The following is a 17935-nucleotide window of genomic DNA, read 5'->3' on the forward strand; positions in this document are numbered from 1 at the left end:
ATAGCGTACCGGCTGCGTTCGTCTGGACCGATCGATCGGTCTGGTGCCGATCGTTGGCAACATGCGGTTATACCTTCAGCTTGCCCGACGCCCGCTGTGCTCGCCGGACGCACGCTCCACGACCAACCTGGTCCGCGCCTTCACCTGATTGGCTGCCCTAGCACTACGCGCATGGACCCGTATAGAAAACATCGGATTCCACATTTGACGAAACGCAATGGTTGTTGACCGCGCGAAGCGTTTCGCTGCGTGCTGTGATACCGCGTTTCGCGCCTCTTTTGTGACCCCGCGCGCAGACTCCCAAATAAAGAATTCAATATCAACGGCTTAGGCTGCGGCGCGGATTCGGGTCGAAAAACTACGAGCCGTCGCTATCAGACAAATCCGATTCTCACGGCTCCTCTCCCCTCATTGACAAGCACTGGAAGCGATTCCAATAATCGCCCCCGTTCGCCCAACCAGGCGATTTCCAGTCGTCGCCACAAGCCGGAACGGCAAATAACATTTAATCAGGATGCCATATGAAAAATATGCTGAAGCGGAAAACCACACGCTTGATGGAGTCCGCTGGATTCGCGTTATGCGTCGCGATGCACACGGCGTCCTCCCAGGCCGTCACGATCCCGGCTGGCACGGCGCTCGCTGCGAAACAGGAAATCACCCGCCAGTTGCTGGCCGAAATCGAATCGCTCGATCCTGCACACATCGAATCGACCAATGCGAACCTGGTCGGACTCGACGTGTTCGAAGGTCTCACGCGCGTCGATGCCGCGGGCAACGTCGTGCCGGGCGTGGCCGCATCCTGGAAGCGCACGGCACCCGACACCTGGGTCTTCGCATTGCGTCACGACGCAAAATGGAGCGACGGCCATCCGGTCACCGCCGCCGATTTCGTCTATGCCTGGCAGCGCGTGGCCGATCCCAGGACGGCCTCGCCTTATACGGTCACGGTCGAATTCGTCAAGAACGCCAAGGCGGTGATCGCCGGCAAGCAGCCGGTGTCGAGCCTGGGCGTGCGCGCCATCGACCCGTATACGCTCGAAGTCAAAACCGAGGCGCCCACGCCCTTCTTCACCGAACTCGCCACCAATTCATCGCTTGCGCCCGTCGATCGCGCCACGGTGACGAAGTACGGCGCGAGCTGGACGCGCCCCGGCAATCTCGTGGGCAACGGCCCGTACGTGCTGGCCGACTGGCGGCCGAACGACCGCATCGTGCTCGTGCGCAATCCGCACTACTGGAACAACGCTCATGTCGCGATCACCCGCGTGACGTGGATGCCGGTCGAAAGCGACGAAACGGCCATGCGCATGTTCCAGTCAGGCCAGATCGACATGACGTATCAGGTGCCGTCGGGCCAATATCCGCAACTCGTGAAGACGTTCGGTGGCGAACTCAAACCAGGCTTGCAGATCGGCACGTACTACTACGCACTTAACAACACCGATCCGGCGCTGCGCGACGCACGCGTGCGTCAGGCGCTGTCGATGGTGCTCGACCGCGATCTGCTGACCGCGAAGATCACGCAAAGCGGCGAGCGTCCTGCCTATGGCCTGATCGTCGACGGCACCAAGGGCGCTCAGCCGTTCACGCCCGAATGGGCCGCATGGCCGATGGCGAAGCGCGTCGAAGCCGCGCGTGGGCTGTTGAAGGCTGCAGGCTATTCCGATGCCAAACCGCTCACATTCACGATGACCTACAACACGAACGAGCTGCATAAAAAGGTGGCGCTGTTCGCATCGAGCGAGTGGCGCACGAAGCTCGGCGTCAACGCGAAGATGGAGAACCTCGAATTCAAGGTGCTGCTCAAACAGCGCCACGACGGCGCATACCAGATCGCGCGTGACGGCTGGTATGCCGACTACAACGACGCCATGTCGTATTTCGCCCTGATCCAGTGCGGCAGCCCGCAGAACGATCAGCGTTCGTGCAACCCCAAGGTCGATGATCAGGTTGCCGAAGCAAACCTTCAACCCGACGATGCCAAGCGCCGCGAGATGCTCACGCAGGCCTTCGCGCTCGCGATGCGCGACTACCCGCTTCTGCCGCTCTATCAGTACTCAAATGCGCGCCTCGTGAAATCGTATGTGGGCGGCTATTCGCTCGCCAACAATATCGACCAGCGCGCGTCGCAAGACATGTACATCCTCAAGCACTGACATGCTCGCCTATACCCTGCGCCGCGTGGTCTGGGCCGTGCCCACCGTGCTAGCCGTCGTGACCGGCTGCTTCCTCCTGCTGCATCTCACGCCGGGCGGCCCGTTCGATACCGAAAGAGCGATGTCCGCCGACGCGCTCGCCAACCTCAATGCGCGCTATCACCTGAACGAGCCGCTGTGGCAGCAGTATCTCGACTACCTCGTCGCGCTGCTGCACGGCGATCTGGGCGCGTCGTTCCGCTACGCCGACTGGTCCGTCAACGACCTCGTAAAAAAGGCGCTGCCCGTGAGTCTGGGTATCGGCGGCGTGTCGATTCCGCTTGCGGTGCTGTGCGGCGTCGCGCTCGGCGCGGTGGCCGCCGTGCGGCGCAACAGCCTGGTCGATCATGCGGTAATGCTGCTCGGCAATCTCGGCAACGTGGTGCCGCCCTTCGTGCTCGGCCCCGTACTCGTGCTGGTGTTCGCCGTGCTGCTCAAGACGCGCGACGGCGACGGCTGGCTCCCCGCCGGAGGCTGGGGCGAAGGCGGCTGGACCCATCGTGTGCTGCCCGTCGCGCTGCTCGTCGTCATCAACATGGCCGCGATCGCACGCGTGATGCGCGGCAGCCTAATCGAAGTGCTCGCGGGAAACTTCATCCGTACCGCGCGCGCCAAGGGCTTGCCCGCTCGCACGATCGTGCTGCGCCACGCGCTGCGGCCCGCGTTGATGCCGGTGGTTTCGCTGCTTGGGCCGGTGTGCATTTCGTCGATCACCGCAGCCGTGGTGACCGAGTCGGTGTTCGCGCTGCCGGGCCTCGGGCAACTGGTGGTCAACGGCGCGGTCAACCGCGATTACACGCTCGTGCTCGGCCTCGTCGTGCTGACCACCGTCTGCGCCGTGCTGTTCAACCTCCTCGTCGATCTCGCCTATGCGTGGCTCGATCCGCGCATCCGCTACTGAAGCCACCGAACGCTCATGAAAACCCTTTCCACCGTACCCCCGCGTGCTGCGACCGCGCGCCGGGCGCCGCCCGCGCTCGCGCGCTTCCTGCGCCATCGCGCAGCGCTGGCGAGCTTCGTGCTCCTCGTGCTGATCGCGCTGGCCTGCTTCATCGGCCCGTTCCTGCTGCCCAATTCGCCCGTCGATAGCGACTGGAGCGCCATCGGCCTCGCGCCCACGCTGCAAGGCGGCCACTGGCTCGGCACCGACGAACTCGGCCGCGATCTGCTCGCGCGCACGCTCGTGGGCGGACGCGTTTCGCTCGAAGTCGGTCTGCTCGGCACGCTGGTTTCCACGCTCGTGGGCGTGGTGTACGGCGCAAGCGCGGGCTATCTGGGCGGCCGCACGGATGCCGTCCTCATGCGCATCGTCGACATGATGTACGCGATTCCCTACATGCTGATCGCGATCCTCATGGTCACGCTGTTCGGCCGTGCATTTTCTCTCGTTGTCCTGACGATTAGCGCGTTCTCCTGGCTCGACATGGCGCGCGTGGTGCGCGGGCAAACGCTCTCGCTGCGCACGCGCGAATTCGTCGATGCCGCGCGCGCCATCGGCGTGCGGCCCGCCGCGATCATCGCGCGCCATATCGTGCCGAACCTCGCCGGCATCGTCGCCGTCTACGCAACCGTCACCGTGCCCAGCATCGTACTGACCGAATCGGTGCTTTCGTTCCTCGGTCTGGGCGTGCAGGAGCCGATGACGAGCTGGGGCGTGCTGATCCAGGACGGCGCGCAAAAGCTCGAAGCCATGCCCTGGCTGCTGCTCGGCCCCGCCGCGATGCTGTGCCTGACGCTCTATTGCGTGAATTTCGTCGGCGATGGCCTGCGCGACGCGCTCGATCCCAAGGAGCATTGACATGGCGCTGCTCGAAGTGAACAACCTCGGCGTGCGCTTCACGCGCCGCGACGGCCCGAGCGTCGATGTGGTGCAGGACGTGTCATTCGCGCTCGACGCGGGCGGCACGCTCGGCATCGTCGGCGAATCGGGTTCCGGCAAGAGTCAGACCGTGATGGCGCTGCTCGGGCTGCTGGCGTCGAACGGTCAGGCCTCGGGCCACGCGTTCCTGCGCGGCGCGGACCTGCTCGCCATGAAGCCTGCCGCGCTCAACCGCATTCGCGGCGACCGCATCGCGATGATCTTTCAGGACCCGATGACCTCGCTCAATCCGTTCCTCACGATCGAACGGCAGATGACCGAGGCGCTGCAACTGCATCGCAACGCCACGCGCCGCGAGGCGCGAAAGCGTGCAATCGAGGCACTGGAGCGCGTGCGCATTCCTGATGCCGCGCGTCGCATCGGCATGTATCCGCATGAGTTCTCGGGCGGTATGCGCCAGCGCGTGCTGATCGCCGCGGCGCTCATGATGGAGCCTGATGTGCTGATCGCCGACGAACCCACCACCGCGCTCGACGTGACGGTGCAGGCGCAGATCCTGGCGTTGCTGCGCGAGATGAACCGCGAGCGCGGCACGGCCATTGTGCTCATCACGCACGACATGGGCGTGGTGGCCGAACTCTGCGACGACGTCATGGTGATGTATGCGGGCCGCGCCGTCGAAAAAGCCAGCGCTAGCGCGCTGTTCGCGCGGCCGCAGCACCCCTATACGGCGGGTTTGCTTGGCGCGCTGCCGCGTCTCGATGCGCAGGTCGGCGCGCCGCTTTGCACGATTCCCGGCAATCCGCCCATGCCCGGCGGCAGCGGCGCGGGTTGTGCGTTCGCGCCACGCTGCGCGTATGCGTTCGAGCGCTGCCGCAGCGAAGCCCCTTCGCTTCACAGCCACGGCGCGCGCTCGCGTGCGTGTCATTTGCCAGCCGATATCGCGTTGCAAGCCGCGCCGGGAGTCTTCGTATGAGCGATATCACGAACCACGTCGCAGACGATCTGACCACGACATCGCAAACGGAAACGGAAACGCTGCTGAGCGTGCGCGATCTGAGCGTGAATTTCCACGTCGCGCGCGGCGGCTGGCCCTGGCAGAAGGCCACGCTGCACGCCGTCAACGGCGTGTCATTCGATGTACGGCGCGGCGAAACGCTCGGCCTCGTCGGCGAGTCGGGCTGCGGGAAATCCACGCTTGCACGCGCATTGATCGGCCTCGCGCCCGTCGCTAAAGGAAGCGTCCTTTGGCGTGGCGAGGAAACCGTCTCGGGCGCACACCGCCAGCTCGGCACGCTGCGCCGCGACGCGCAGATGATTTTTCAGGACCCGCTGGCCTCGCTCGATCCGCGCATGTCGATTGGCGAGATCGTCGCCGAACCGCTGCGCACGCACGCGCCGCATCTGGGGCGCAAGGAGATCGATCGCCGCGTGCTGACGATGCTCGAACGCGTCGGGCTCAACACGCAGCACGCGGTACGACGTGCGCATGAATTCTCGGGCGGACAGTGCCAGCGCGTCGGCATCGCTCGGGCGTTGATCGGCGATCCGGGGCTGGTGATCTGCGATGAACCGGTTTCCGCGCTCGACGTTTCGATCCAGGCACAGATCGTCAATCTCCTGCGCGACCTGCAACGCGAGCGCTCGCTGTCGCTGCTGTTCGTGGCGCACGATCTCGCCGTGGTGAAGACCATCAGCCATCGCGTGATGGTGATGTATCTGGGCCGCGTGATGGAAATCGGCGATTGCCACGCCGTCTATGACGGCGCGCGCCATCCGTACACGCGCGCACTGCTCGACGCGGTGCCCGTGCCCGATCCGGCGCTCGCGCGCCTGCGCCGCGGCACGCCATTGAGCGGCGAAATCCCCTCGCCACTCGATCCGCCGTCGGGCTGCGCATTTCGCACGCGCTGCCCGCACGCCTCCGATAGCTGCGCCGCACGCTTGCCGCCTTTGCTGCGCGCCGGCGCCGGTCAGTCTCTCGCCGCCTGCTGGCACCCGTTCGGAAGCGGCGCGACACCCCCTGCCTGATGCGTCCTTTTTCCCTATCGCGGGGACGCAACGACAGCCTGGCAATCCTTATCGATTGCCGGATTCTAACGACAATGCAATCAGAGACCAATGATGAAGAACGCACCCACCATCAGGAGACACGCCATCGCGCTCGCCGCTTTGGCACTTGCCGTATCGCTGGGCACCCTGTCCGCGCGCGCCGACGAAGCGAGTCCGAATGCCGCCCCGGCGGCGAGCGCAGCCACCGCCGCAAGCGCACCGGCTTCGAAGGCCACACACCATCTACACAAGAAGAAGTCCAAAGCCGCGCGCAAGCAAAAGTCCCAGACATCGTCGTCGCAAAGCGCGTCGCCCGCCGTGAGCAACGTGCAGACGCGGCCGCCCGCCACCAGCGTCGATCGACTGGTCGAGCCGAATGCGGCTGAAACGCTCTCGTCCGGGATGCCGGACGCCAACCCCAGCACGAGCGTGCGCGCCGACAATCCGCCGCGCGCGCAATCCGCGCTGTCGGACCAGGCCGCGAGCAAAGGCTTTATCGGCGATAGCCATCTGATGCTCAATCTGCGCAACTACGCGGACGTGCAGGACGTCACGGGCGGCCCGCACCGCCATGCGTGGACCCAGGGTGCGATGCTCGATTACACCTCGGGCTTCACGCAGGGGCCGATCGGCTTCGGCGTGGACGCGTCGCTCTACGGCGCGTTCAAGTTCGACGGCGGCCAGGGCGCGGGCAATATGGTGCACGTCGGCAAGGATGGCGGCGGCGAGAACCAGTTCGCGTGGGCCTATCCCGGCCTCTACGACGTGAAGGCGCGCGTGTCCGATACGGTCGTCAAGTACGGCCTGCAGATGACCGCCGATAACCCGTTCTTCGAGCCGCACGACAATCGCGCGCTGCCGCCGACCTTCCTCGGCGTGTCGCTCGTGAGCAAGGACATCGCCAACACCGTGCTGCAGGGCGGCAGCTTCACCAAGGTGGACCCGCGCGGTCATACGAATCTGGTCGATCTCTCGACCTCCTATGGCGGCGTGACGTTCAAGCGCTTCAGCTACGCGGGCGGCAGTTGGGATTACAGCCCGAACGGCAATCTGTCACTGTTCGCAAACCAGGCCGATAGCGTGTGGCGTCAGTACTATGGCTCGCTGCAACAAAGCGTCGGCGATGTCTCGACGCTCAAATGGACGGGCTTCGCCAATGCCTATTCGACGCATAGCGTGGGCGGCGGTCTCGAAGGCCATATCGACAACAACGCGTATAGCCTGTCGCTGGCCGCGCAGCATGGTGCGCATTCGCTGCTGGTGGGCTATCAGCAGATTCTCGGCGACCAGTTCTTCGATTATGTGAACGAGACCAACGGCATCTATCTCGTGAATTCGATGGACGTGGATTACAACGCGCCACACGAGAAGTCGTTTCAGGTACGTTATGGCTTCGACGGTCAATATGCAGGACTGCCTGGCGCGAAGGCGATGCTCTGGTATGCGCTGGGTTGGGGCGCGGACGGCTCGGCGGGCGCGGCGGCGAACGGCCCCGGCAGCGCGCTGTATGGTCTGTACTGGAAGGACGGCCAGCCGGTGCACGGCTCGCATCACGAGTTCGGCTTTATCCCGTCGTACACGATCCAGAGCGGGCGCTTCAAGGATACGAAGATCGTGTTCACGGCGATGTGGCATCACGGCTCGAAGTATTACTCCGACCCGAGCAATTCGGAGTACCGACTACTGGTGGCCATGCCCTTAAAGCTGTTCTAAACCGGCTATGCAGGAGGGAGCGGACAACGCGATCACCCTAACCACTCCCTCCCGCGTTCTTCCAGAAACCCCACGAAACTCCGTATTTTCGGCAGCGGCTGCCGGTCCTGCCGATACAGCGCGTGCACTGGCCGCCCGGCCGGCGTCGCGTCTTCCAGCACGCTCACGAGCCGCCCGGCCGACAGGTCGTCCGCCACGAGAATCGACGGCTGCAATAGTAGCCCCGCGCCATGCAGCGCGGCCTGGCGCAGCGCGAGACCATCGTTGCAGAGAAACGTCGTGTCTTCGGGCCAGCGGCTTTCTCCCGTCAGCCGCCAGCCATTGCGCCGGTCCCAGACCGAGTGCCCGAGGCACCGGTGCGCGGCCAGTTCGTCGAGCGTGCGCGGCGTGCCGTGGCGCGCGAGGTAGTCGGGCGACGCGCAGATCGCCATGCGGTACAGCCCGATCGGCCGCGCGACGAGGTTCAGATCCGCATCCAGATCGCCGATCCGCACCGCCACGTCGAAGCCCTCATCGACGAGATCCACGACGCTATTGCTCAGATCGAGGTCGATACGCACCTGCGGATGCCCGTTCTGGTATTCGGCGGCAAGCGGTGCGATCACGCAGGCGCCCAGCGTCGTCGCCGCCGTGATGCGCAGGCGTCCGCGCGGCTCGGCTCGCAGGCTCTCCACCGAGGCCTCGGCCAGCGCCAGTTGCTCCAGCACCTTGCGGCTTTCGTCGTAGAAGCGCCGGCCCGCGTCGGTGAGGCTCTGCGCGCGCGTGTTGCGCTGGAGCAGTTGCGCGCCAAGATGCGTCTCCAGTTGCCGCACGTGCTTGCCGACCATCACGGGGCTCAAGTCGAGTTCGCGGGCGGCGGCGCTGAAGCTGCCGCGCTCCACGGCGCTCACAAAGACTTCCATGCTGCGCAACCGGTCCATGATTGCAAACCCCTGGTTTCAAGTGAACGAAATTATCGTCCATTTATTCTTTTGAGTGTCAGGCCGATAGTGTGAGCTTCGCAGTCCAATCAAGGAGAATCGCAGATGAAGATCATCGTGGTGGGCGCCAGCGGCGCCGTCGGGCGTGCTGTCGTCGAAACCCTCAGCGAAGGCCATACGGTCGTGACCGTGGGCCGCAATAGCGGCGATTTCCACGCCGATATCACGCGCGACGACAGCGTCGAGGCGCTGTTTCGCGAAGTCGGCAACGTGGATGCGATCGTGTCGGCGGCGGGGCATCTGCACTTCGGGCCGCTTGCGTCCATGACCACCGCGCAATTCAATATCGGCCTGCAGGACAAACTGCTCGGCCAGGTGCGGCTCGCGTTGATCGGCCAGCATTATCTGAACGACGGCGGCTCGATCACGCTGACGAGCGGCATCGTCGGCGAGGAGCCGATCGCGCAGGGCGTGAACGCCACGACCGTCAACGCGGCGCTGGAGGGTTTCGTGCGCGCCGCCGCCACGGAATTGCGCCGCGACCGACGCATCAATGTGGTCAGCCCGACCGTGCTGACCGAGTCGCTGCAGACCTATGGCCCGTTCTTCCCCGGCTTCGAAAGCGTGAGCGCGCAACGCGCGGCTCTCGCGTACAGGCGCAGCGTCGAAGGCGTGCAAACGGGGCGCGTTTTCAAGGTGTATTGAGCGTCAGGTTTGCGCGGAACGACTCGCAAGGTCGTCACGCAATCATGCAGAAACCCGCACCTCGGCGTCAGCGCGCGCGAGCAGGCCGCTGCAACGCTCGGACAGATTTCCGAAAGTGACCTGCTTGCCCGCACGCTCGTAGCGCGCCTGCACCGCTTCGAGCGCCGCGATAGCCGAGTGATCGGCCACATGCAGATGCGCGCAATCCAGACGCACCTGATCCGGATCGCGCGCCGGATCGAACAGCGCCTGGAATTGCGCCGCCGACGCAAAGAACAGCGTTCCGCGCAGCATATAGACGCGCTCGCCCGAAGGCTCGTCGCGCGTCTCGCAACGGAATTCGCGCGCGTGCTGCCACGCGAAATTCAGCGACGCAATCACGATGCCGCACAGCACGGCGGTCGCCAGATCGGTGCAAACGGTGATGGCCGTCACCGCGACGATCACGAACGCATCGTTGCGCGGCACCTTATGCAGCACGCGCAGCGAGCCCCACGCAAACGTCTGCCCCGCCACGACGAACATCACGCCCACCAGCGCCGCAAGCGGAATGCGCTCGATCAGCGGCGAAAGGCACAGGATGAACAGCAGGATCATCACGCCGCTCGTCACACCCGAGAGACGTCCGCGTCCACCCGAGCCGAGGTTGATGACGGTCTGGCCGATCATCGCGCAACCGCCCATCGCGCCGAACATCCCCGCCGCGATATTGGCCGCGCCCAGCGCCACGCATTCGCGATTGGGCTGGCCGCGCGAGTTGGTCACATCGTCGGTGAGGTTGAGCGTGAGCAGTGTCTCCAGCACGCCGACGAGCGACATCAGCACCGCATACGGCAGCACGATGCGCAGCGTTTCCAGATTCATCGGCACGACCGGCAGGCTGAACGTGGGCAGGCCGCCCGCGATGTGCGCCATGTCGCCGAGCGTGCGCGCGGGCAGATGCAGCAGCGCCGCCGCCGCGCCCACCCCGACGATCGCCACCAGCGCGGGCGGCACGGCGCGGGTCAGGCGCGGCATGACGAACACGATCGCCATCGTCAGCGCGACGAGGCCCACCATCAGCGCGAGCGGCTGGCCGTGCAGCCACGCCATGCCGTGCGAGCCTGGCGCCTTGAAGTGCTCGAACTGGGCACGCGCGATGATGATCGCAAGTCCGTTGACGAAACCGAGCATCACCGGATGCGGCACCATGCGGATCAGTTTGCCGAGACGCAACGCGCCGAACAGGATCATCAGCAGGCCGCCCAGCACGACCGTCGCGAACAGGTATTGCGCGCCATGCTGCACCACGAGCGCGACGATCACCACCGCCATCGAGCCCGCCGCGCCGGAAATCATGCCGGGCCGGCCGCCGAACAGCGCCGTGATCGTGCAGATGAAGAAGGCGCCGTAGAGGCCCATCAGCGGGTTCAGATGGGCGACGAGTGCAAAGGCGATGCATTCGGGCACGAGCGCGAATGATGAGGTGAGACCGGCGAGCAGTTCGCTGCGCAGCGTAGAAAAGCGGCTCAGGCCGGAACGGGCGGATTCCATGGTACGAGTCGGTGGGCAAATGAGGTCGAAAAACGCGGATCGCGAGCAGGGGCAACCGCTGTGGCGTTGGCCTTGCAGGAGAGCAAACCGGGAGACGACGGAGAACAGGGCGGCGCGGACGGCATCGGCGATGCGGGCGCGGCCTGGACGGACGAAAGCGCGGATTCTACCGGATTCCCGGCCTCTGCGCCGTCCGCCTTATAGGGCCATAAACAGGACCATAAGCTCCATACAAACAAAACTAAAGCGCAAAGTGGTTACCTCAAATAGCCACAGATTGGTCATTTCGCATAGCCGCATCCGCGCCTACTATGGATTCCATCGCGCCACACGGCGCACTCACCGCCCAAAGGAACCATCATGCAACAGCGTCTGGACTTCTACCGCGCCAACCCGCCCGCCATCAAGGCACTGCTCGCCCTCGAAGAACGCATCGAGAAAAGCAGCATCGAAAAGCCGCTCGCCGAACTCGTGCGCCTGCGCGCCTCGCAGATCAACGGCTGCGCCTACTGCGTCGACATGCATGTGAGCGACGCGCGCAAGGGCGGCGAAACCGAACGGCGCCTCGCGACCGTGGTGGTCTGGCGCGAAACGCCCTTCTTCACTGAACGCGAACGCGCCGCGCTGGCCTGGACCGAGGCGCTCACGCTGGTCTCGCAGGAGCACGTGCCCGACGCCGTCTGGGAGGCCGTGCATCCGCATTTCAGCGAAGCAGAACTCGTCGACCTGACGCTGCTCATCAACGCGATCAATAGCTGGAACCGCTTTGCGATCGCCTTCCGTAAGCTGCCCGCCTAAGGAGCGCGCCATGACGTTACGCTCGACACTCGTGCGCGCGGCTGCGGCGGCATTCGGCATGGCCGCGTTGTGCGGCGCGTGTTCGGCGCTGGCGCACGATATGGACGGCTCGCAAGCCAGCAGCGAGAAAATCGCCCCCGTGCTCAAGCAGGCGATTCCCGAGGCGCCCGGCAAGAACGTGCTGATCGCGACCGTCACGTTCGCGCCGGGCCAGGACTCGGAGCCGCATAGGCATCCGGGTTCGATCTTCGCGTACGTGACGCAAGGCCATATCGAATCGCAGCTCGAAGGCTCGCCGGCCCGCGTTTATGGCCCCGGCGAGGCATGGTACGAGCCGCCCGGCGCGCATCACATCGTCGCGCGCAACGCCAGCAAGACAGAACCGGCGCAGATTCTCGTGTTCGCCATCGCGGGCGAGCACGATCCGATCAAGAAGCCGCTGCCGCATTGAGCCTGGCGACGTTCAGGGCGCGCGCTTCCTGCGCGCGCGCCGTCTCGAACAGCCGCACGCACATGAAGTCGACGAAGGCGCGCAGACGCGGCGATGGATGGCGGCTCGACGGCCAGACAATCGAGAACTGGCCGACAGTCGTTGTGTACGCATCGAGTACGCTCGCGAGCGCGCCGGCCGCGAGCGCGTCGCGCACGAGAAAATCCGGCATATAGCCGATGCCGAAACCGGCGACGACCGACTGCATCAGCGCCTCCATGTTGTTGCAGACGAGTGCGCTGCGCAGTGTGGGCAGCGCCTCGCCCTGCGTCGCGAGTTCCCATGGCTGCAGTTTGCCCGTATCCGGAAAGCGGTAACGCACGCACGCGTGCGCGGCGAGATCGGCGAGCGTGCGCGGTGTGCCCGCGCGCGCCAGATAGTCGGGCGAGGCGCACAGCACATGACGAAACGGCCCGAGGCGCCGCGCCACGAGGCTCGAATCGCTTAGCGCGCCGCTGCGGATCACGGCGTCGAAGCCGCCTTCGATCACATCCACGAGGCGGTCGTTGAAGTCGAGATCCAGTTCGATCTCGGGATAGCGCGCGGCGAAATCCGGCAGCGCGGGCAGCAGGAAGCGATAGCCGATGGCGGGCAGGCTCACGCGCAACCGTCCGCGCGGCGTCTGCGCGGACGCCGTGAGCACGGCCTGCGCATCGCTCAAGTCCGCGAGGATATGGCTGCAGCGCTCGTAGAAAAGCCGCCCTTCCTCGGTGAGCGCGATCTTGCGCGTGGTGCGGTGAAAGAGCCGCACGCCCAGCGACACTTCCAGCTTCGCGATGGCCTTGCCGACCGCCGACGCCGAGATGCCCAGCGCGCCCCCCGCCGCCACGAAGCTCAGCGCCTGCGCGACGCGCACGAAGGCGACGATTGCGTTGAGATTGTCCATATACGCTATTTTCGCTGTCGATCCGGGAATCCGATTCCGCAATGTTCGGAGCGCCGGCCTGTTTTTCAGGCGGCGCATCGGCATTATCGTTCGTCGCTCCAGGGGCGCGCTCGCTGTGCGCCACGTTCATCGGCGCGGGCGCTTTGTGCCTGCGTCTTCAGGAGCCGCGATGGATCGTTCCGCAAGCCACGCAGACCACCCTATCGAACCAGACGCACGACGCGGTTTAGCCATTCTCGCGGCCGTCTGCGTGGCGGCACTGGCGCTGCCGCTCGCTTTTTCGGGCGGCGCCGTGGCCACGCCCGCGATCGGCCGTGCGCTGGGCAGCCTGGGTACATCGGAAAAACTCGCCGATCCCACCGCGCTGAACTGGATCACGAATGCCTTCATGCTGAGCTTCGGCAGTCTGTTGATGGCGGCGGGCGCACTGGCCGATCTGTATGGTCGCAAGCGCGTGTTCATCTACGGCCTTGCGGGCTTCGTGCTGTGCTCGCTGGCGCTCGCCTGCGCGCCCACGCTGCTCGCCGTCGATCTGCTGCGCGGCGCGCAAGGCGCGGCGGCGGCCGCCGCACTCGCAGGCGGCACGGCCGCACTCGCGCAGGAATTCGACGGCCACGCGCGCACGCGGGCCTTTGGCGCGCTCGGCGCGACCTTCGGGCTGGGGCTGGCTTTCGGTCCGCTGATCGCGGGCGTGCTGATCGAGTATGCGAGCTGGCGCGCGATCTTCCTGAGCGGCGGCGTCGCCTGCACGCTTTCGCTCGTGTTCGGCACACGCTATCTGCGCGAATCGCGCGACCCGCACGCGCGCGGCATCGACTGGCCAGGCACGCTCGCCTTCACGCTCGCGCTGTCGAGCTTCACCTTCGGCGTGATCGAAGCGCCCGTGCACGGCTGGACCAGCGCGCCCGTGCTCGCACTGCTCGCTGCGAGCGCGGCGCTCGCCTGCGCCTTCATCGTGGTGGAAAAGCGCAGCGCGCGGCCCATGCTCGATCTGTCGCTGTTCCGCTATCCGCGTTTCGTCGGCGTGCAAGTGCTGCCGATCGCCACCTGCTACTGCTATATCGTGCTGCTCGTGGTGCTGCCGCTGCGCCTGATCGGCGTGGACGGGCTGCGCGAAATCGACGCGGGCTGTCTGATGGTGGCACTTTCCGCGCCGATGCTGGTGGTGCCTTTCGTGGCTGCCGGGCTCACGCGCTGGTTCTCGATGGGCGTGGTTTGCGCGGCGGGCCTCGTACTGGCCGCCGTCGGTCTGCTGTGGCTAGCCGTGGCGCTGCGTGCGGGGCCTTACGCCGCGATCGCGCCGCTCGCCCTGATCGGCATCGGTGCGGCACTGCCTTGGGGCTTGATGGATGGCTTATCGGTAAGCGTCGTGCCGAAAGAGCGCGCAGGCATGGCCACCGGTATCTTCAGCACCACGCGCGTGGCTGGCGAAGGCCTGGCGCTCGCGACCGTGAACGCCGTACTCGCCGCGCTCACCGCCACGCATCTGGCGCAGCGTGTGCCTGGCGATCGTGCATCGCTGACCGAGGCCGCCGCCCGGCTCGCGAGCGGCGACCCGGTGCAGGCCGCGGCGTGGCTGCCCGTTGCGGGCGCAACGACCTTGCAACATGCCTATTCGGATGCATTCGGAACGGTACTGAAAGGACTTGCGGCGATTACGCTGCTCTGCGCGGTAATCGTGGCGGCATTTCTCGGCGCGCGCACCCGTGAACAGGTAGCCCCGAGCGACGTGCCCGCACAGGAACGCCAGCGCGCGTAAGCCGCCCGTGTTTACGCCGGTTGCGCTTCGCGCTCGCGCTCCAGTTCGCGCACGAGCGGCAGCACTTTTTTGCCGAAGTATTCGACTTCCTCGATGAAATGCAGAAAGCCCGCCAGCACGAGATCGACGCCGATCGCCTTGAGCGCGACGATGCGCTGCGCGATCTGCAAGGGCGTGCCGATCAGATTCGTGCGGAAGCCGTCGTTGTACTGCACGAGATCCTCGAAGGTCGACTTCGCCCAGTTGCCCTCGCCTTCGGGCGAGGCCTTGCCCGCTTCCTTCGCGGCGTGGCCGAAGGCTTGCACGGCTTCCACATGGGCATGGCGCACGATGTCATCGAGCACGGCGCGCGCCTCTTCCTCGGTATCGCGTGCGATCACGAAAGCGTTCACGCCGATGCGTACGCTATGGTTGTTCTGCGCGGCCTTCGCGCGGATATCGTCGATCTGTGACTTGAGATTGTCGACTGTATTGCCGTTCGTGAAATACCAGTCGGACACGCTCGCGGCGTTGTCGCGCGCGGCGCGCGAACTGCCGCCCTGGAAAATTTCCGGATGCGGCTTTTGCACCGGCTTCGGGCTTAGCGTGTAATTGTTGAAGCGATAAAAGTCACCCTTGAAGGTGAAATCATCCTCGGTCCAGATGCCGCGAATCGCGCGGATAAACTCATTCGAGCGGCGATAACGTTCGTCGTGTTCAAGCCACGGCTCGCCGATCGACGTGAATTCGTCCTTGAACCAACCGCTCACCACGTTGATGGCAATGCGTCCATTCGAAATATGGTCGATGGTCGCGAGCTGCTTCGCGACGACGGCAGGGTGCCACGGACCCGGGAGGATCGCGGCAATCACCTTGAGTTTTTCGGTGGCGTGCAGCAATGCCTGGCTGAACGAAACAGATTCATGCTGATACTGCGCGCCATAACCCGCCGTGAAGCGGATCTGGCTGAGCGCGTATTCGAAGCCCGCTGCCTCGGCGGTGCGCGCGAGCTTCTGGTTGTATTCGAGGCTCCAGTCCGTGCGCTGCTCGATCTTGCTCACGACGAGCCCGCCGCTCACGTTAGGCACCCAGTAGGCGAACTTGATGTCGTCGGCAGCGGGGGCGTTCTGGCTCATGGTCGTGTTCCGTGGAAAGTGGCTGTCGCGTCATCTTTCGGGATTTACACGCCTGGCTGAACGATTTTGTTCTGCTATGGAAAGTTGGATTGTTGCTATTGGCCTTATTCGCAGCCTTCCGGTTTGGCATTCCAGCGGCGGATCGCGCGGTTTTCCCGGTCGAAGCCCAGGACGCTGATCGACGCCGTGTCAAGATATAAATGCGCGCCCAGCGCCGCCGCATCGCCGATCCAGCAACCCGCCAGCACGCGCAGAAAATGCGCATGCGAGAACACGGCAATGCGTCCGCCGTCACCCAGCATCGTCAACAGGCTATCGACCACGCCCCGCGCACGCGATTCGATCTGCGCGAGATTTTCGCCGTCCGGTATCGCCGAATGCCAGACGCTCCAGTCGGATTCGGTCTGGCGAATATCTGCGGTCTTGCGCCCTTCGTACACGCCGTAGTTCCATTCGTGCAGATCGGCGGAGATCTTCACCCGATCGCCCAACCCGGCCAGCTTGCAGGTGTCGATGGCGCGCGACATCGGGCTTGAGAGCACCGCATCGAAATGTTGCGCGGCGAGCGGCTTCGCGAGCGCACGCGCCTGCTCGCGACCACGCCCCGTCAGTCCGATATCCGTGCGCCCCGTGTGCTGCCCGCTGCGACTCCATTCGGTTTCTCCGTGGCGGATCAGCCAGACTTCGCGGGATGCGGGATGCGCGTTCGATTCTGCGGACATGGATTGGCTCCGTGATTGGCTCGCCATGCGAAAGCATGACGTAAGGCCCAAGAACATCAAAGGCACCCATTTTAAGGCAGCAGCGCGCGTGCTGCGCCTAAGCCAGACACTTTCATCGGACGAAAAAAACCGGCCATAAGGCCGGTGCGGAATGGTTCCGAGGCTTTACTGCCAGCACCCGGAACCCGAGAGAATCGTTATTGTTCGTGGTAGCGAGTGATTTTCAGGTATGGATTCAGCGTGCTTACGCAGCCAGCGCCTTGCGGATCGCGGCGGACAATTCGGCCGGCGCGAACTTCGTCACGTAGCCGTTTGCGCCTGCGTTGCGCGCGTGCGTTTCATTGGCCGCGCCCGTGAGCGACGAGTGGATAATTACGGGAATATGCTTCAGACGCGCATCGGCCTTGATCTTGCGCGTGAGCATGAAGCCGTCCATTTCCGGCATTTCGAGGTCCGTGATGACGAGCGAAATCTTCTCGCGCACCGGCACGTTCTCGTTAGCGGCTTCGTCGGCGATCTTCAGCAGCATCTGCCACGCCATTTCGCCGTTCGACGCGATCACGTGCGGTGCATCGAGAGCCGTCAACGCCTGGCCGAGCAGCGCGCGTGCAAAGCCCGAATCGTCGGCGGCGAGAATGCGCCCGCCTTCCGTGCGCAGCGCGTCGCCTACCGCTTCCGGCTTGACGTCTTCGTGCTGCGCGGGGAACACGTCGCGCATGACCTGCTCGACGTCGAGCACCTGCGCGAGGCGCGTCTTGCCATCACCCGCGCCGATGCGCGCGATTCCCGTCACGTAACCCGAAGTGCCGCTCGATTCCGCACTCAGCACTTCCTTCCATTCGAGGCGGATGATGTCCTCCACCTCGTCCACGGCGAACGCTTGCGTACCACGCGAAAATTCCGTGATGAGCAGAATGGGCGGACGCTTGTCCGACGGCGAACCGATCAGCGAGGCGATATCGATCACGGGAATGATCTGCCCGCGAATATCCACGGCACCCACCAGATGCGCGGGCGAACCCGCAATCGGCGTGACTTCGGGCATCGTGACGATCTCGCGGATCTTGAACACGTTGATGCCATAGAGGCCGCGCCCGGCGCCCGGACGTGCTTCCCCCAGACGAAACAGCAGGAGTTCTAATCGGTTGTTGCTGGTCAGCGTGGTGCGTTCGTCAACGCCTGGTTGCATCGTCTTCATGGATTTTGTCTGATGAATTGCGTCGTC

15 protein-coding genes and 1 pseudogene are annotated in these 17935 nt (G+C 64.9%); 10 read left to right on the plus strand and 6 right to left on the minus strand.

What is annotated here, in order from left to right; genetic code table 11:
• Window positions 1-557 precede the first annotated feature (557 nt).
• The 6 genes from B0G62_RS11385 to B0G62_RS11410 all read left to right on the plus strand — a co-directional run bounded on the left by B0G62_RS11385 (window position 558) and on the right by B0G62_RS11410 (window position 7782).
• Window positions 558-2159 (plus strand): peptide ABC transporter substrate-binding protein, encoded by a 1602-nt coding sequence (locus B0G62_RS11385; RefSeq protein ID WP_103704435.1) that lies wholly within the window; start codon window positions 558-560, stop codon window positions 2157-2159.
• A gap of 1 nt (window position 2160) precedes the next feature.
• The gene (locus tag B0G62_RS11390; protein WP_103704280.1) at window positions 2161-3099 is read left to right on the plus strand and encodes an ABC transporter permease subunit; all 939 of its coding nucleotides are present in this window, start codon (window positions 2161-2163) and stop codon (window positions 3097-3099) included.
• 15 nt (window positions 3100-3114) lie between these two features.
• Window positions 3115-3996 (plus strand): ABC transporter permease, encoded by an 882-nt coding sequence (locus tag B0G62_RS11395; RefSeq protein ID WP_103704281.1) that lies wholly within the window; start codon window positions 3115-3117, stop codon window positions 3994-3996.
• Window position 3997: 1 nt separating this feature from the next.
• A complete protein-coding gene (locus B0G62_RS11400; protein ID WP_103704282.1) occupies window positions 3998-4993 on the plus strand; it encodes an ABC transporter ATP-binding protein in 996 nt (331 codons plus the stop codon).
• Window positions 4990-6048, plus strand: coding sequence for an ABC transporter ATP-binding protein (locus B0G62_RS11405; RefSeq protein ID WP_103704283.1), 1059 nt, complete (start codon window positions 4990-4992; stop codon window positions 6046-6048). Before B0G62_RS11400 ends, B0G62_RS11405 begins: the two co-directional genes overlap by 4 nt.
• Window positions 6049-6138: 90 nt before the next feature.
• The gene (locus B0G62_RS11410) at window positions 6139-7782 is read left to right on the plus strand and encodes an OprD family outer membrane porin (protein WP_244193193.1); all 1644 of its coding nucleotides are present in this window, start codon (window positions 6139-6141) and stop codon (window positions 7780-7782) included.
• A gap of 32 nt (window positions 7783-7814) precedes the next feature.
• Here the strand turns inward: B0G62_RS11410 and B0G62_RS11415 are convergent, their stop codons facing one another.
• A complete protein-coding gene (locus B0G62_RS11415) occupies window positions 7815-8702 on the minus strand; it encodes a LysR family transcriptional regulator (protein ID WP_103704284.1) in 888 nt (295 codons plus the stop codon).
• A gap of 105 nt (window positions 8703-8807) precedes the next feature.
• On the opposite strand from B0G62_RS11415, the gene B0G62_RS11420 reads away from it, so the two are divergent.
• Window positions 8808-9407, plus strand: a complete 600-nt coding sequence (locus B0G62_RS11420; protein WP_103704285.1) for a short chain dehydrogenase — start codon at window positions 8808-8810, stop codon at window positions 9405-9407.
• 42 nt (window positions 9408-9449) lie between these two features.
• Here B0G62_RS11420 and B0G62_RS11425 read toward each other — a convergent pair whose 3' ends face one another.
• Window positions 9450-10940, minus strand: coding sequence for a SulP family inorganic anion transporter (locus B0G62_RS11425; RefSeq protein WP_103704286.1), 1491 nt, complete (start codon window positions 10938-10940; stop codon window positions 9450-9452).
• A 360-nt stretch (window positions 10941-11300) separates the two neighbouring features.
• Here B0G62_RS11425 and B0G62_RS11430 point away from each other — a divergent pair, with 360 nt between their 5' ends.
• Both B0G62_RS11430 and B0G62_RS11435 read left to right on the plus strand, forming a co-directional pair.
• Window positions 11301-11738, plus strand: coding sequence for a carboxymuconolactone decarboxylase family protein (locus B0G62_RS11430; protein WP_103704287.1), 438 nt, complete (start codon window positions 11301-11303; stop codon window positions 11736-11738).
• A gap of 10 nt (window positions 11739-11748) precedes the next feature.
• Window positions 11749-12189, plus strand: a complete 441-nt coding sequence (locus B0G62_RS11435) for a cupin domain-containing protein (RefSeq protein ID WP_103704288.1) — start codon at window positions 11749-11751, stop codon at window positions 12187-12189.
• Between the two features lie 43 nt (window positions 12190-12232).
• Here the strand turns inward: B0G62_RS11435 and B0G62_RS11440 are convergent.
• Window positions 12233-13114 (minus strand): annotated as a pseudogene (locus tag B0G62_RS11440) (LysR family transcriptional regulator); the annotation flags it as partial.
• 169 nt (window positions 13115-13283) lie between these two features.
• Between B0G62_RS11440 and B0G62_RS11445 the strand changes: the two are divergent.
• Window positions 13284-14873, plus strand: coding sequence for an MFS transporter (locus B0G62_RS11445; RefSeq protein ID WP_103704290.1), 1590 nt, complete (start codon window positions 13284-13286; stop codon window positions 14871-14873).
• A gap of 11 nt (window positions 14874-14884) precedes the next feature.
• Here B0G62_RS11445 and sfnG read toward each other — a convergent pair whose 3' ends face one another.
• From sfnG to B0G62_RS11460, 3 genes are all read right to left on the minus strand, one after another.
• Complete coding sequence (gene sfnG / locus B0G62_RS11450; RefSeq protein WP_103704291.1) at window positions 14885-15988, minus strand: dimethylsulfone monooxygenase SfnG; 1104 nt, start codon at window positions 15986-15988, stop codon at window positions 14885-14887.
• A 104-nt stretch (window positions 15989-16092) separates the two neighbouring features.
• Window positions 16093-16710: a histidine phosphatase family protein gene (locus B0G62_RS11455; protein ID WP_103704292.1), complete on the minus strand. Its 618-nt coding sequence runs from the start codon at window positions 16708-16710 to the stop codon at window positions 16093-16095.
• Window positions 16711-16954: 244 nt separating this feature from the next.
• Window positions 16955-17908 (minus strand): chemotaxis protein, encoded by a 954-nt coding sequence (locus tag B0G62_RS11460; protein ID WP_103704293.1) that lies wholly within the window; start codon window positions 17906-17908, stop codon window positions 16955-16957.
• Between the last annotated feature and the right edge of the window lie 27 nt (window positions 17909-17935).

The sequence above is a fragment of the Paraburkholderia eburnea genome, assembly GCF_002917095.1.
Lineage (GTDB): Bacteria > Pseudomonadota > Gammaproteobacteria > Burkholderiales > Burkholderiaceae > Paraburkholderia > Paraburkholderia eburnea.

What these genes read in the sequence shown, in the direction of transcription:
- B0G62_RS11435 (WP_103704288.1), top strand. Translation starts at nt 11,749, where the DNA reads ATGACGTTACGCTCGACACTCGTGCGCGCGGCTGCGGCGGCATTCGGC.
- B0G62_RS11460 (WP_103704293.1), bottom strand. Translation starts at nt 17,908, where the DNA reads ATGAAGACGATGCAACCAGGCGTTGACGAACGCACCACGCTGACCAGC.
- B0G62_RS11390 (WP_103704280.1), top strand. Translation starts at nt 2,161, where the DNA reads ATGCTCGCCTATACCCTGCGCCGCGTGGTCTGGGCCGTGCCCACCGTG.
- B0G62_RS11410 (WP_244193193.1), top strand. Translation starts at nt 6,139, where the DNA reads ATGATGAAGAACGCACCCACCATCAGGAGACACGCCATCGCGCTCGCC.
- B0G62_RS11425 (WP_103704286.1), bottom strand. Translation starts at nt 10,940, where the DNA reads ATGGAATCCGCCCGTTCCGGCCTGAGCCGCTTTTCTACGCTGCGCAGC.
- B0G62_RS11395 (WP_103704281.1), top strand. Translation starts at nt 3,115, where the DNA reads ATGAAAACCCTTTCCACCGTACCCCCGCGTGCTGCGACCGCGCGCCGG.
- B0G62_RS11445 (WP_103704290.1), top strand. Translation starts at nt 13,284, where the DNA reads ATGGATCGTTCCGCAAGCCACGCAGACCACCCTATCGAACCAGACGCA.
- B0G62_RS11385 (WP_103704435.1), top strand. Translation starts at nt 558, where the DNA reads ATGGAGTCCGCTGGATTCGCGTTATGCGTCGCGATGCACACGGCGTCC.
- B0G62_RS11430 (WP_103704287.1), top strand. Translation starts at nt 11,301, where the DNA reads ATGCAACAGCGTCTGGACTTCTACCGCGCCAACCCGCCCGCCATCAAG.
- B0G62_RS11415 (WP_103704284.1), bottom strand. Translation starts at nt 8,702, where the DNA reads ATGGACCGGTTGCGCAGCATGGAAGTCTTTGTGAGCGCCGTGGAGCGC.
- B0G62_RS11455 (WP_103704292.1), bottom strand. Translation starts at nt 16,710, where the DNA reads ATGTCCGCAGAATCGAACGCGCATCCCGCATCCCGCGAAGTCTGGCTG.
- sfnG (WP_103704291.1), bottom strand. Translation starts at nt 15,988, where the DNA reads ATGAGCCAGAACGCCCCCGCTGCCGACGACATCAAGTTCGCCTACTGG.
- B0G62_RS11405 (WP_103704283.1), top strand. Translation starts at nt 4,990, where the DNA reads ATGAGCGATATCACGAACCACGTCGCAGACGATCTGACCACGACATCG.
- B0G62_RS11400 (WP_103704282.1), top strand. Translation starts at nt 3,998, where the DNA reads ATGGCGCTGCTCGAAGTGAACAACCTCGGCGTGCGCTTCACGCGCCGC.
- B0G62_RS11420 (WP_103704285.1), top strand. Translation starts at nt 8,808, where the DNA reads ATGAAGATCATCGTGGTGGGCGCCAGCGGCGCCGTCGGGCGTGCTGTC.